Consider the following 12,960-nt stretch of genomic DNA (forward strand, 5'->3'; position numbering starts at 1 on the left):
TTTATTCACTCGCCTGAGACTTATTTTTAGCACGTGCTGTCTGGTGTTTCTGTAAATTTTAGGCACAAAAAAACCGCAACATGTGCGGTTAATTGTTCAAGTTGGTGCGCTCAGAGAGATTCGAACTCCCGACCCCTTAGTTCGTAGCCAAGTGCTCTATCCAGCTGAGCTATGAGCGCGTAACTTGTGTGCCTAGGTTGGCAATACGTTTTTTCTGCTTAACTTACTTGGTGCGCTCAGAGAGATTCGAACTCCCGACCCCTTAGTTCGTAGCCAAGTGCTCTATCCAGCTGAGCTATGAGCGCGCGACGTAAGTAAGCGTGGCGGTGAGAGAGGGATTCGAACCCTCGATACAGTTACCCGTATGCGTCCTTAGCAGGGACGTGGTTTCAGCCACTCACCCATCTCACCGTAACGTGCGGCCATAATACAAATTTCGGCATGGCACTGCAAGCGCAGCATCAAAAAAAAGTGCATATTTTTGCTCGTTTAAATACTTTTTAAGCAATTCCTCGATTTTTCGTGCATTTTGATAGTAAAAAAACTGCATAAATTTCCAGTTATCGAAAATTAACAGAAAATTGAAAACTTAAATGGATTATTGCAATCATTTACGTGCAGTCTGCGCACACATGTTTTATGCTAAACCTATCTCCTAAGATAAATTTAAAGACATGATGAAAAACTGGGTCGATCCTGAAGCAAAAGCTGAAGCCGAACGTTATGACAACCCTATCCCTAGCCGCACGCTCATTTTAGAAACCATCGAAAAGAACAATGCCCAGTCCCATGCAGACCTGGTCGAACATTTTGAAATTGCAGATCAAAAAAGTATTGATGCCCTGAGCCATCGTTTAATTGCGATGGTGCGTGACGGGCAACTGATGAAAGACGGCTACAAGTTTCAGATTGCCGTCGAGCAACCTGAATCCGAAGCGACGGTTTATATCAATTCCCGAGGGATGGGAACTGCCAACATTTCCGGCCAGGACGACCTATTATTGGCTGAGCGTGAACTGCGCCTGGTCTTTAATGGTGACCGCGTTAAAGTGCGTCAGACTTCGGTAGACCGTAAAGGTAAGGCCTGGGGCTACATTACGGAAGTTGTGCAGCATCGTGTCAAACAGATCATTGGTAAAGTGTCAGAGTATGATGGTGAATACTTTATCCAGCCAGCCAACCCGAATGCACATCAGCCAATTACCCTTGAAAAAGAACTGATTGAACATGCCCAAGTCAATCTGGGTGACTCGATTCGTGTGGCGATTGATACCTATCCGACCCGTGAAGAATTCGCGACTGGGCATATTGTGCAGTCCATGGCAGACAAGGCCGATACTGAAATCATCATTCCACAAACCATTTTAGAATATGGTTTGCCTTATGAATTCCCGGAAGAAGTTGTTAAAGAAGCCGAGAGCTTTAAAGAACCAACGGCCAAAGACCATGAAGGTCGTGTGGATCTGCGTGATTTAGCCTTAGTTACTATTGACGGTGAAGATGCACGTGACTTTGATGATGCCGTTTATGCCGAAAAACGTCCCGGCGGTGGTTATCGCGTGGTCGTGGCGATTGCCGATGTCAGTCATTATGTACGTACAGGTAAACCACTGGATGACGAAGCGCAGGAACGTGGTACTTCGGTGTACTTCCCGCACTTTGTTTTACCGATGCTGCCTGAAGCATTGTCGAATGGCCTGTGTTCTTTAAATCCGAATGTTGACCGCCTATGTATGGTCTGTGATTTAAAATTGTCACGTGCTGGCCGAGTCACCGGTTTTGAGTTCTATCCATCTGTCATGCATTCCAAAGCACGTTTGACCTATGATCAGGTCGCACAGTATCTGGAAGGCGATAGTCAAGCCATTACCGAAGACCGTGAAGTTCGCAAGTCGATCAACACCCTGTTCCAGCTTTATCAAGTTCTTAAAAGTTTACGTGCTGAACGCCATGCCATGGAATTTGAAACTGTTGAAACTTACATGACCTTCGACGAACTGGGCGGAATTAAAGAAATTCTTCCACGCAGCCGTAATGATGCGCATAAGCTGATTGAAGAATGTATGTTGCTGGCCAACGTGGCAGCCGCAGAATATGCATTGAAAAATGAAATGCCAATGTTGTACCGTGTGCATGAGCCACCTGAGTTCTCACGTATCCAGAAAGTCCGTGACTTCGTCAAGCTGCTGGGTTTGAATTTCCCGGAACAGCCGACTCAGAAAGATTATCAGGCGGTGATTGAAGCGACCAAAGAACGGATTGATGCACCAAGTATTCATGCCGTGTTATTACGCTCCATGATGCAGGCTTACTATGGTGCGAGTAATGCAGGCCATTATGGTCTGGCTTATGAAGCCTATACACATTTCACTTCACCAATTCGCCGTTATCCGGATTTGTTATTGCATCGTGCAATCAAAGCACATTTAAATAACAAGCCATCTCCGCTTTCAGGCGGTGCTTTAGATGAAGCTGGTGACCATTTCTCTGCCACAGAACGTCGTGCAGATGAAGCGTCGCGCTCGGTGACGACCTGGTTGAAATGCCATTATATGCAGCAACATCTGGGCGAAGAATTTGTCGGCATTATTAGTGCGACAGCAGAATTCGGCCTGTTTGTGACGCTAAAAGACCTGTATGTCGATGGTATGGTGCATGTCAGCCAGCTAGGTGATGACTTCTTTGTCTTTGATCAAAGCAGCCAGAATCTGATCGGCCAGAACCGTGGTCAGGTCTTTGGTCTGGGTGATGAAGTCAAAATCAAGGTTGCCGGTGTCAATCTGGAAGAACGTAAGATCGATTTTGAACTGGTGCAACAACTCAGTCATGCCGGCCGTGCAGTTCGTGCCCGTGCACCGCGCGTGAGTGAGAAAAAACCAGTATCACGTCCAGCAGCGACAGAAGAAGTGTTTGGCAATAATGAACGTGAATCTAAATCCAACTTGAGCGCCGATGGAGAACAACCCATACGACGCAAAAAAGGAAAAGGAAAACCCAGCTCTTACAGTAAAAAGTCTGCTAAACCATCTGCAGGAAAGTCTGAAGCAAAGGTTAAAGATAAAGTAAAGAAAAAGGCCAAGGTCAAAAAGAAAAAGTCGAATGCAAAAGCCAAGACTGAATAATTTTTGATGGTTTAAAAAGAGCGCTACGGCGCTCTTTTTTATTCAATACGAACAGAAGATAATAATTTAGAATAAATTTTATCTACATCTGCTATATGATTCTTGATTTTCTCTTCACAAACATTTTGGTCTAATTTTTCATCTATTTGCTCGATTTTTGCATCAATAATCTTGTTATAAATATCTGTAAATTTTTTAGAAATTAAAATAAATTCTGACTTGTCAGAAAGGTTCTCAATAAGAACTAAAATTGCATATACTTGATAGTATGATTCTTTCATTTCATTAAAATCAGATTTTTTCCATTCAGGTTTATGAAATAAATCTAAAGTTTTAGTTGTCCACCCAACTAATTGTTTGTAAGCAAAAATAATTTCATCTCTTTCAACTTTTCTATTTTCTTGTTCTTTCCATTTATCTAATAAAATGTAACCTGCATAACCAATAAATAAGGTAGCTGACCAACTCATCATCGTGGCAAATGCTCCTTTATCTAGATCATTATCATAATAAGATATTGGGACAACAAAATCGAAGATAAACCAATATGACAATATACCAAGTAAGATAAAAGCGACTGCTGCACTAAATAAAAATGTTACTTCTGTTTTTCTTTGCATAATAATTTTTCTCTATTTTCAAATTATAAAGCAAATATTAGTTTCAAAACTTGATTTACTCAATTAAAAGCCCTACATCTAGATTTAACATTGAAAATTAATTTGGCAGACCGACATGACTTTAGAAAAGGCAACTTTGCCTGTTCCACAATTTGATCAGATTACGCTGGCTGAGCTAAAACAAAAAATTGAAAGCTGTATCGCTGAAGGGCAAAAGTTCCTGAATGACCTCACCGAAACGCCTACTACAGTACAGGAGCAGCTGACTACGTTGGAACATGTCGACACGCTTGAAAACAATATGAGTGAGTCTTGGGGCATCTTGTCACATTTAAATGCCGTGATGAACAATGCCGAAACCCGTGATGTCTACCAAGCACTTTTACCGGGTCTTAGCGAATATTATACGCAACTGGGTCAACATACGGCGCTGTATCAGACCTATCAGCATATTTATGATGCGTCGATTTATAGTGAACTGCCGGCAGCGCAGCAAAGCGCCATTAAACTGGCCTTACGTGACTTTAAATTATCTGGGGTGGCGTTAGAGGGTGAAGCGAAAAAACGTTATGCGGAAATTTCGGCACGTCTGTCCCAATTATCTTCCGACTTCTCCAACCATGTGCTAGATGCGACTCAGGCCTATTTCAGACCGCTGAATGAAGATGAGTTAGCGGGTCTATCTTCAAATAATATTGAGCTGTTAAAACAATATGGTCAGCAACGTGAGCTGGATCAACCGGTGGCTACGCTGGATTTCCCGTCTTATCTGGCGATCATGACCCATTCAGAAAATCGCCCTCTGCGTGAAGAACTCTATAAAGCCTATACCACGCGTGCGTCAGATCAGGCTGAGCAGAGCGAGTTTGACAATACTGCATTGATCGAAGAAATTCTCAGTTTGCGTCTGGAAATGGCAAAACTGCTTGGCTTTAATAATTATGCGGAATTGTCCTTAGCCAGCAAAATGGCACCAAGTGTAGAGGCCGTAGACGAATTCTTGCGTGATCTGGCAGAGCATGCCCGCGCGCCAGCAGAGAAAGAAATTGCAGAACTGAAAGCGATTGCTGCTGAAGATGGCATCCGTGATCTGCAACCGTGGGACAGTGGCTATTATTCTGAAAAGCTGAAAATGCAGCAATTTAATTTGTCACAGGAAGCGCTTAAACCTTACTTCCCTGCACCGAAAATCCTGCAAGGCCTGTTCAGTATTGTGAATCGTCTGTATGGCATTCAGGTCATTGAACGTGAAGCGCCTGTCTGGCATCCAGATGCACGTTATTTTGAACTAGAAGATCAGGGTCAGGTGATTGGCGGTTTCTATTTTGATCTGTATGCACGTCAAGGCAAACGTGGCGGTGCATGGATGAGTGGTTTCCGTTCTCGTATGCAGACCAGTGATGGCCTGCAAAAACCGATTTGTTATATGGTCGGTAACTTTACCCCACCTGTAGGCAATCGCCCTGCACTTCTGACCCATGATGAAGTAATTACCCTGTTCCATGAATTTGGCCATGGCCTGCATCATATGCTGACAGAAGTGGACAATATTGCGGTAGCAGGTACCCATGGCGTGGCTTGGGATGCCGTTGAGCTGCCAAGCCAGTTTATGGAATTCTGGGCATGGGATCAGGAAAGTCTGGATCTGCTCAGCGAGCACATCGAAACTCAAGAATCTTTGCCGGCTGAACTGCTCAAGGCCTTGCTCGATGCACGTTTCTTCCAGTCTGGCATGCAAACCCTGCGTCAGCTTGAATTTGCCCTGTTTGACCTGAGTATTCACCGTGCCAATCCCGCTTTAAATGCAGCACAGGTTCAGGCTACTCTGAATGAGATCCGTGAAAAATATGCGGTTCTACCTACGACTGACTATAACCGTTTCCAGCACAGCTTCAGTCATATTTTTGCCGGTGGTTATGCAGCGGGATATTATTCCTATAAATGGGCCGAAGTTTTGGCCAGTGATGCCTTCGACCGCTTCGAAGATGAAGGTATTTTTAATACCACTACCGGAAAGCAGTTTCGGGAAAATATCCTCGCAGTTGGCGGAAAAGACACAGCACTTGACGCATTTATCAATTTCCGCGGACGCGAGCCAAAAATAGATGCGTTGCTGCGTCATCAAGGTTGGACGAGCCCCTCTAAAAACGCTTAAACTAGCTTTTTAAGTTGATCACAAGGTGAGTATGATGACCATTAAACGTCGTTTCATTGCAGGCGCAAAATGTCCAAAATGTCAGGCGTTAGATCGCGTCGTCATGCTGACCTCTGGTGAAGATGAATGGATCGAATGTATTGAATGTGGTTATGAAGAAAATCGTCCCACACATGTTGATCAACCAGAAACACCAGCTGTTCCAGATGAAGTTGGCGTGATTCAGTTTAAACCTCGTTCAGTAAAATAAAAATCAAGGTTCAAGCTATGTCAGTAGAACAAAGAAATAACCCCAAACTTTTAATGGGGATTATGGGGGCTTTAGTTACTGTCGTTGCATTGGTATTGCTATATCAGTGGTTGAATGCCTCTTCCGGTGAAGCGGAACGCATACATCAGGAAGATATCGCGGCTGTTCCGGCAGCAAAACCTGCGGCGAAAACTGAAGAAGATACGGCGGCAGCGAAAGCACCTGAGACGATCGAAGCTAAAGCACTGGTATCAAATCAGCTGTTAGATGCACCAGTGCCGGAGAATGCCAGTTTGGCCAAAGAAGAAGTGGCTAAATTAGATGACATCCAAGTTCAGCTCAATGAACAAAAAGCCACACTGGATGCGCAGCATAGCGATGCCGACCAGTTGATCCAACTGAAAGAGGAACAGATCAAGTTACTTGAAGCACAACTTGCTCAAAGCCAGTAAATCTCGACAGCATTTCAGCTAGAATATCGTCAGATCTTCTAGCTCAGTTGTTTCCATGTCTGCCCCAGCCGCTCCGCATCTGCTTAAAGCCATTCTGTTACTGACCTGCTCTGCTTTTCTCTTTTCAGTTATGGGCGTGTGTATCCGTTATGCCTCGGCAACGGTTGATAATGCCACAGTGGTCTTCTTTCGCAATTTTGTTGGGCTGTTTATTTTCCTGCCCTTCATTTTCAATAAAGGCATTGTTTTTTTCAAAACTGAAAAGCTGTGGATGCACACCTGGCGCGCAGTGGTCGGACTGACGGCCATGTACGGCTTTTTCTATGCCATCGCGCATTTAAAACTCTCCAATGCCATGGTCTTTACCTACTCTTCCCCGATTTTTATTCCTTTGATTGCCTGGCTATTTCTCAAGGAAAAAATCACAGCAAGCATGTTAGTCGCGGCTCTGATTGGTTTCGTCGGGGTACTCTGTGTTGCCAAACCGGATTCGGGTCTAATTAACCTGATGTCGGTCATTGGTTTGAGTGCGAGCTTTCTGGCGGCGATGGCCTTTGTCACGGTTCGGGCACTGACTAAAACTGAGTCTCCGGAAAAAATCGTGTTTTATTTCTGCTTTATTGGCACCCTGATTTCAGTGATTCCGATGTTCTGGCTATGGCGACCTTATACCCTGACAGAACTCAGCTATCTGATTACTGCCGGCATCCTGGCCAATTTCAGCCAACTGTTTATGTCAAATGCCTACAAGCTGGCTCCGGCAGGACAGATTGGACCGGTCAACTATGTGGCGATTTTCTTTGCCGGCATGTGGGGCTTTCTGTTCTGGCAGGAAGTTCCGGACCTCTATAGCGTGATTGGGCTGGGGCTGATTTTCTGTGCGATTCTATTGTGTAGCCCGATCCTACAAAAGCGCCTGAATTCATCCAAAATTTGATTAACGAATTTAAATCAAATAAATAAAAAAGCACCCGAAAGTGCTTTTTTATTGCTTTTCTTTTATTGATACCAGCCGAACAGCTTAAACATATAAGGCACATAGGCAATGATCAGCATCGCAGGCAGCAATACTATCATCGGCAAAATCCAGCGTTCATAACGGTAGTAGAAAGACAAGTGTCGTACTTCTGCATCCGCCTCGGCCACTTCGGCATCGCCAATCGACTGTCTGGCCAGCAGATGATTTAGCGCAACCGGTGGCGTCACATAACCCAGCTCAAAACCAATCAGGGTAATCATCCAGAAATGTACTGGATGAATGCCGTATTGATAGGCCACAGGAGCCACGGTCGCCGAGATCAGAATCACCGCGCCAAATGGATCCATGATCATCCCGACAAAAATCATCAAGCCGACAATCAGGGAAATCACCAGAATGGTACTGCTGATGTCGGTCGGGAAGGCTTCCATAATTTCAATACGTTCCAGCAAGCCACCCACACTCACCGAAAGTGCCATCAGAATGACCAAGGCACCAATATGGCCCACCGTCTCACTGGTCGAAATATGCATAGACTTCCAGAAACCGACATTACGCAAAATTTCAGTCGCTTTTGAACGCTGCACAGTATGATCAACAGCCAGTTCTTTGCCTGGTTGTTCACTATGTTCAGCCTCACGATATTCTGCATTGGCTGCGGCACCGGCTGTCGCCAGTTCAGGTGCCGATCTTGAGTTTAAAGTTGCGGTCAAAGTTTCATCCCAATGCCCCACTGCCGGCAACGGCGCAGGTTCATGACGCAACTTGTCGAACAAGACAATCATCAGCAGGATGACTGGCATCATCACTGGTGCGGTAAATTCATTCAGGTCAGTCGACAAGGCATATTTATAGAATAACCAGATCAGAATGAAAATCACGATATATGGAATAATCGCAATGAAGGCGCGACCGGATTGAGGAGCAGCCACAATAGGTGCAGCAATCCGGAATTTGTTTTCTGCAAAGAACAGGGAAATTACCAGGAATAAAGTCGAACTGAGCAGGAAGACATAAATCCCGTAGTGATAGAGTAAGTCGGTGGTCACTTCTTTATTCAGTGATGCCACAACGACAATCAGCAAGCAAGGACGTAAAACCACACCCAGTGAACCGGACATTGCAGTGGCGGCCAGTGCAAACTGACGGCGTCCACCCGCATTCCAGACTTCCTTGTAAATAATCGCACCTGCGGCAATTACGAAAATCCCTGAAGCCCCAGTATAGGCGGTCGGTAATGCAGCTGCCAGCAAGATTAACCAGGTCAGGGTTTCAGGGGCCAGATTCCATGGACGCAGAATATTCAGAAACATGTCCACGACACGGGTCTGTTTCAGCAACATACCGGCCCAGATAAACAAGGCCAAGTTCAGAAAGATACTAGAAAACTCCACCAATTGACCGAGGTAAATCCCCTGTCCCATTGGATAGTCCATAAAGAAAGTGAAGTTTATCCCGGTAGTAATGGCCATATAGGCATATAGCGGTACACTCAGAAAGGCCAGACCAAAACTGCCACCCTCACGTGTTGGTTTTGGTTGTTTGATCACCTGATACAAGCTGATCAGGGTGAGTGCGCTGAACAGAATCATCCACAACCAGTAGATGTATTTCATCTCCCCCATCGGCACGCCCGAGTTCAATACGGACTGATATTGGCTATAGGATGAAAATGCCAGGAAAGCATTAGCGACCAGCATGGCGACCGAATAAACTTTAAAGTCGATACGCGTGCTCGGGCTACGCAAGCCAATATGATGGGTTTTTAGAGTGGCACTGATCGCAGCAAAGACCACCATGATGACCAGAAGCAAAGCCCGGTTTTCCGTACCAAACTTGAAGATGCCAAAGAAAGAAGTTTCAAAGGTCCGATAAGCCCGAATACTTGGATGTGCTTGCACATGTTGAATGGCTTTATCATAAAACAGGTAGGATTCTTTACAGACCTGCTGTGCCTGTAACACCGCAGCACGGACATCCGCTTCCGAACGCACCCCGAAGAAGTCGGCATATTCATCGGCTGCATCGGCTTTTATCTGCTGCTGAACGCGTTGATCAACATTAATATTGAGTTCACATTGTGGACGCGTCGGCTCAGCCCTTAAAAATGAATATTGCATTCCTGTTGCCGGATCGCCGTAAATACGCTCCCCCATACGCAGCAACTGACCGTGAATCATTTCCCCGGTGCCAATAATCAAAGTGAGCAAAAGTAAAACCAGCACGACGAAGGTCGAGATCCACTCTGTCCATATATAACGCAACAGACCTAATCCTGATCTGTTTTGATCATTATTTTGCATGTGTATTCCTATTTTTATTTTAGCGGCCTGATGCTTGGTCTAGGACGCTGATCTTCCCTTCTGCCCCGAAAATTCCTTTTCAAAGGTCAGGATCTTTATTCTATGTTTTGACTTTGCATGAAAATTGGCACAATAAAAATGACAATTTATATTTTCTTTTTGTATTTTCTGCCAAGTAAATTATTTATCTCTGCACTTTAATTATCCCGAAAATAATTGCTCACAATATAGATCAGCGCCAGAATCACGCCCCAAATCACCCCAAGTAAATGTGCCTCAACCAAAACCGGACTACCGATCAGCTGCGCCGTTCCGACATTGCCAATGGTGTTTTCCCAGACCAGTTTGGCAAAAATCAAAAATAATACCAGCGCCGCAAAGCCGCGTTCCCGCTTATACAGCAAATGTACACAGGCTACGGCGACATAGGCACCATGCAGCACGCCCGACAGGCCGGCATAGGCTTCAATATTGGGCAAGAAAAAATAAAAACTTAAACTGATCAGCGGCGGCAAGATCAGCAAAATGGCACAGAAATGCCAGACGGTGGCGCGTGGAAAAATGAAAGGTAAACAGATAAAGGCGAGAATATTCAGAAAATAATGGATCCAGCCCACATGCACCCAATGCGCTGTCCAGAGTCGCCAGAATTCACCCAGCAGGCTCTCTTGCCAGTAGATGAAATGATCCTGAAAAATTTGCAGACATGCAGAGAGAGAGACAAAAGCCGCTAGAAAAATAATTTTTCGTCGAAAATGTTGATCTAGCATCGGCCTATTGTCCTCCCTGACCATCTAGTTTGACTTCATTCCTGAAGATTCATACATAATATCTGCATTACGGATCCGCACTGAACAGATCATCGAGCTCGGAAGAACTGTCGGATTCATCCCAGAAACGTTGCATGCCATCATCGCCACTGCGTATACCGGTATTTTCTGTCCAGTAACGATCCGATATGCCACTGACCATAATTGCAGCCATGCTGTCGATCAGCTTGAATTGCGGATTCACCGGTTTTTCCTCGGTACGTGCCTGAGCAAAGGTTTTTAAGGCATCCCGGACTTTGGCATCATCCCCACTGGCCTGAGCCGCTACGGCATACAAAGCATGAGATAGACGTACACCTTTTTGCTCGCCAATTTGTGTAGATTGTTTTAATGTTTGGTAAGGGTCAGGCTTGCCTTCCCCTGCGCCCGGCAATAAGGTCCAGATCACTGCACGGGTCGCATTCGGAGCACCCCAGAATTTCGCGTTATCCAGACACACCATGCCACGCTCGACCACGGCAGCAATATCTTTCGGTACATGCACTGCACCACCCGAGTTAATATCATTGGTCATGGCCTGCAAGCCACTGAGCATACCCAACAGATAAACTGTTTGCTCGATATCACTGTTCATGCGCGGGCATTCTTCACCCAGGGCTTTTTGATATTTCTTTTCATAACGGCTCTGGAACAGTTGATAACCGGTATATTGACGCTGTGCCGCCAGTGCCGCCCAGCGCTTCTGCTCGATTCGGGCATCCTGGGCTTCTGCCACCTGATTGGTTTTTGAAGCGCGTAAATAGCGTAACTCCGCTTCCAGCGCTTTTTGCTCCGCACAAATACCGGCAGCCGAATACATCAGCACGGCTACCCGGGTCGGATCCGCCCCCATTTCTTTGGTCGCCATAATGGCCGGCGTTAAAGAATTCCCTGAATTACACACCATTTCAGCATCATCCATCGCTAAAATCGGCGGGACAATATGGTTTTCGGTGAAACCCAGTGCAACATTGGCACCGGTTTTAATGACCTGAGAACACCCCGTCAAAACTGTTGTTGTTATTGCAATGGTCGCCATACCTTGGCATATTTTACGGACGCCTGACATTTTCCTGTCCTCTATAATTGTGATTATGTCCATCTTTCTGCTAAAGATATCAGAAGCATTTTGTGAATAAAAGAGTATTTACTCTAATTTAGACAAAGACACTTTGCCATTAAATAGCCACGCTGCAATTGATTGTATTCAGGAGAATCCCAAATTTTGGGCAAAAAAAAAGTAGCATTGCGACGGTTCAGCACATGCTACTTATTAACTGTACAAGCAGAAAAATGATAAAACCCTGCTTGGTTAAGATGAAAACTTATCCTTCAGCACCGTCCCGATTCGTCCTACTACCAAGGCTAAAACAATCGCGACGATTAAATACATCCACACTGGAAATTCCATCAAGGTCTCCCGTATTGACTGTTGGTACGTTGAATGTACAGGCTAAAAATAAAACATAACAAGGAAATTGTCAGACAATTCATCTTACTGATAAGTCATTATTATTTTCTGTCTGACAATGAAAATTGAAATATAGATTAAATATCTGTTTTATTAGCATTTTAATTAAATCATTAAAATGCGTTTGTTTTACAACTAAATTAATTTAGTCAATAATTTTAAGGATTTCCATTGTTTGAACGGCAATTGATCACACCAGATCAGTAAAGGTCGCGCCTTGGCATGCTGGAAATACACCACAATATACGCCTGATGATCAATGACATGACTGATGAATACCCGACGGGTCGGTCGTGCTTTGGTAGTCAAGGACCATTCACGTCCATCCAGATATTCAAACTGCTCTATCTGTGGCGTCTTACGATAAAACAGCTGATAAATTACCAAGCCTATGACAACACATACTGCCCAAATTGCAATCGGTAATAACTGATACAACAGATACATCAGCAGTGCAAAAATAAACAGCTGAAACGCCAATGCACACAGACTGCGTTTCAGCTTGAAGCAACGATTATCCATGAACGTAAAATTTAAGCTTCTTGATAAAATCTTTTAGTTCAGGGCGTGGCGGCTCGGACACTTCCATAAACCAGTCCAGCAAATCCGGGTCTTCCTGCTCAACCAGCTCTGCAAACATCTGTTTTTCGAAAGGCTCAGCATTCAGGTAATGGTTTTTTACGTAGGGATCAAAATATACATCCAGTTCTTTTAGACCACGACGCGCACGATAAATCACTTTGCGCTCTTCTAAGCTGATGTCATCAGTCATCGAATTTCCCCAACTCGTTATAAACCC

At 44.8% G+C, this 12,960-nt stretch carries 11 protein-coding genes and 3 tRNA genes; 5 read left to right on the forward strand and 9 right to left on the reverse strand.

The features are described from left to right. Window positions 1–102: 102 nt before the first annotated feature. From FTT86_RS03335 to FTT86_RS03345, 3 genes are all read right to left on the reverse strand, one after another. Window positions 103–179: transfer RNA gene (locus tag FTT86_RS03335), tRNA-Arg, on the reverse strand. 49 nt (window positions 180–228) lie between these two features. After that, window positions 229–305: transfer RNA gene (locus tag FTT86_RS03340), tRNA-Arg, on the reverse strand. Between the two features lie 16 nt (window positions 306–321). Next, window positions 322–411: transfer RNA gene (locus tag FTT86_RS03345), tRNA-Ser, on the reverse strand. Window positions 412–674: 263 nt separating this feature from the next. Here FTT86_RS03345 and rnr point away from each other — a divergent pair. Beyond that, window positions 675–3,122, forward strand: coding sequence for a ribonuclease R (gene rnr, locus FTT86_RS03350; RefSeq protein ID WP_180180561.1), 2,448 nt, complete (start codon window positions 675–677; stop codon window positions 3,120–3,122). A 38-nt stretch (window positions 3,123–3,160) separates the two neighbouring features. On the opposite strand, the gene FTT86_RS03355 is transcribed toward rnr, so the two are convergent. Continuing rightward, the gene (locus tag FTT86_RS03355) at window positions 3,161–3,742 is read right to left on the reverse strand and encodes a hypothetical protein (RefSeq protein WP_180180562.1); all 582 of its coding nucleotides are present in this window, start codon (window positions 3,740–3,742) and stop codon (window positions 3,161–3,163) included. Between the two features lie 100 nt (window positions 3,743–3,842). Between FTT86_RS03355 and FTT86_RS03360 the strand changes: the two genes are divergently transcribed. The 4 genes from FTT86_RS03360 to FTT86_RS03375 are packed head-to-tail and all read left to right on the forward strand — an operon-like array spanning window position 3,843 to window position 7,536. Beyond that, window positions 3,843–5,897: a M3 family metallopeptidase gene (locus FTT86_RS03360; RefSeq protein WP_180180684.1), complete on the forward strand. Its 2,055-nt coding sequence runs from the start codon at window positions 3,843–3,845 to the stop codon at window positions 5,895–5,897. Between the two features lie 40 nt (window positions 5,898–5,937). Beyond that, the gene (locus FTT86_RS03365; protein ID WP_171054337.1) at window positions 5,938–6,147 is read left to right on the forward strand and encodes a YheV family putative zinc ribbon protein; all 210 of its coding nucleotides are present in this window, start codon (window positions 5,938–5,940) and stop codon (window positions 6,145–6,147) included. A 17-nt stretch (window positions 6,148–6,164) separates the two neighbouring features. Next, window positions 6,165–6,599 carry a hypothetical protein gene (locus tag FTT86_RS03370; RefSeq protein ID WP_005101172.1) on the forward strand — a complete coding sequence of 145 codons (435 nt, stop codon included), beginning with the start codon at window positions 6,165–6,167 and terminating at the stop codon, window positions 6,597–6,599. 55 nt (window positions 6,600–6,654) lie between these two features. Beyond that, window positions 6,655–7,536: a DMT family transporter gene (locus FTT86_RS03375; RefSeq protein ID WP_180180563.1), complete on the forward strand. Its 882-nt coding sequence runs from the start codon at window positions 6,655–6,657 to the stop codon at window positions 7,534–7,536. Window positions 7,537–7,598: 62 nt separating this feature from the next. Here the strand turns inward: FTT86_RS03375 and FTT86_RS03380 are convergent, their stop codons facing one another. The 5 genes from FTT86_RS03380 to FTT86_RS03400 all read right to left on the reverse strand — a co-directional run bounded on the left by FTT86_RS03380 (window position 7,599) and on the right by FTT86_RS03400 (window position 12,933). Continuing rightward, window positions 7,599–9,881 (reverse strand): TRAP transporter large permease subunit, encoded by a 2,283-nt coding sequence (locus tag FTT86_RS03380; RefSeq protein ID WP_180180564.1) that lies wholly within the window; start codon window positions 9,879–9,881, stop codon window positions 7,599–7,601. A gap of 197 nt (window positions 9,882–10,078) precedes the next feature. Next, window positions 10,079–10,651, reverse strand: a complete 573-nt coding sequence (rrtA, locus tag FTT86_RS03385; protein WP_005101179.1) for a rhombosortase — start codon at window positions 10,649–10,651, stop codon at window positions 10,079–10,081. A 67-nt stretch (window positions 10,652–10,718) separates the two neighbouring features. Further along, entirely contained in the window at window positions 10,719–11,759 is a 1,041-nt protein-coding gene (locus FTT86_RS03390) for a hypothetical protein (RefSeq protein ID WP_180180565.1), read from the reverse strand. 537 nt (window positions 11,760–12,296) lie between these two features. Continuing rightward, window positions 12,297–12,683, reverse strand: coding sequence for a hypothetical protein (locus tag FTT86_RS03395; RefSeq protein ID WP_180180566.1), 387 nt, complete (start codon window positions 12,681–12,683; stop codon window positions 12,297–12,299). Continuing rightward, window positions 12,676–12,933 carry a succinate dehydrogenase assembly factor 2 gene (locus tag FTT86_RS03400; protein ID WP_004281484.1) on the reverse strand — a complete coding sequence of 86 codons (258 nt, stop codon included), beginning with the start codon at window positions 12,931–12,933 and terminating at the stop codon, window positions 12,676–12,678. The genes FTT86_RS03395 and FTT86_RS03400 overlap by 8 nt, the downstream gene beginning before the upstream one ends. Between the last annotated feature and the right edge of the window lie 27 nt (window positions 12,934–12,960).

Origin of the sequence: Acinetobacter sp. YH01021 (genome assembly GCF_013420255.1) — a bacterium.
GTDB lineage: Bacteria > Pseudomonadota > Gammaproteobacteria > Pseudomonadales > Moraxellaceae > Acinetobacter.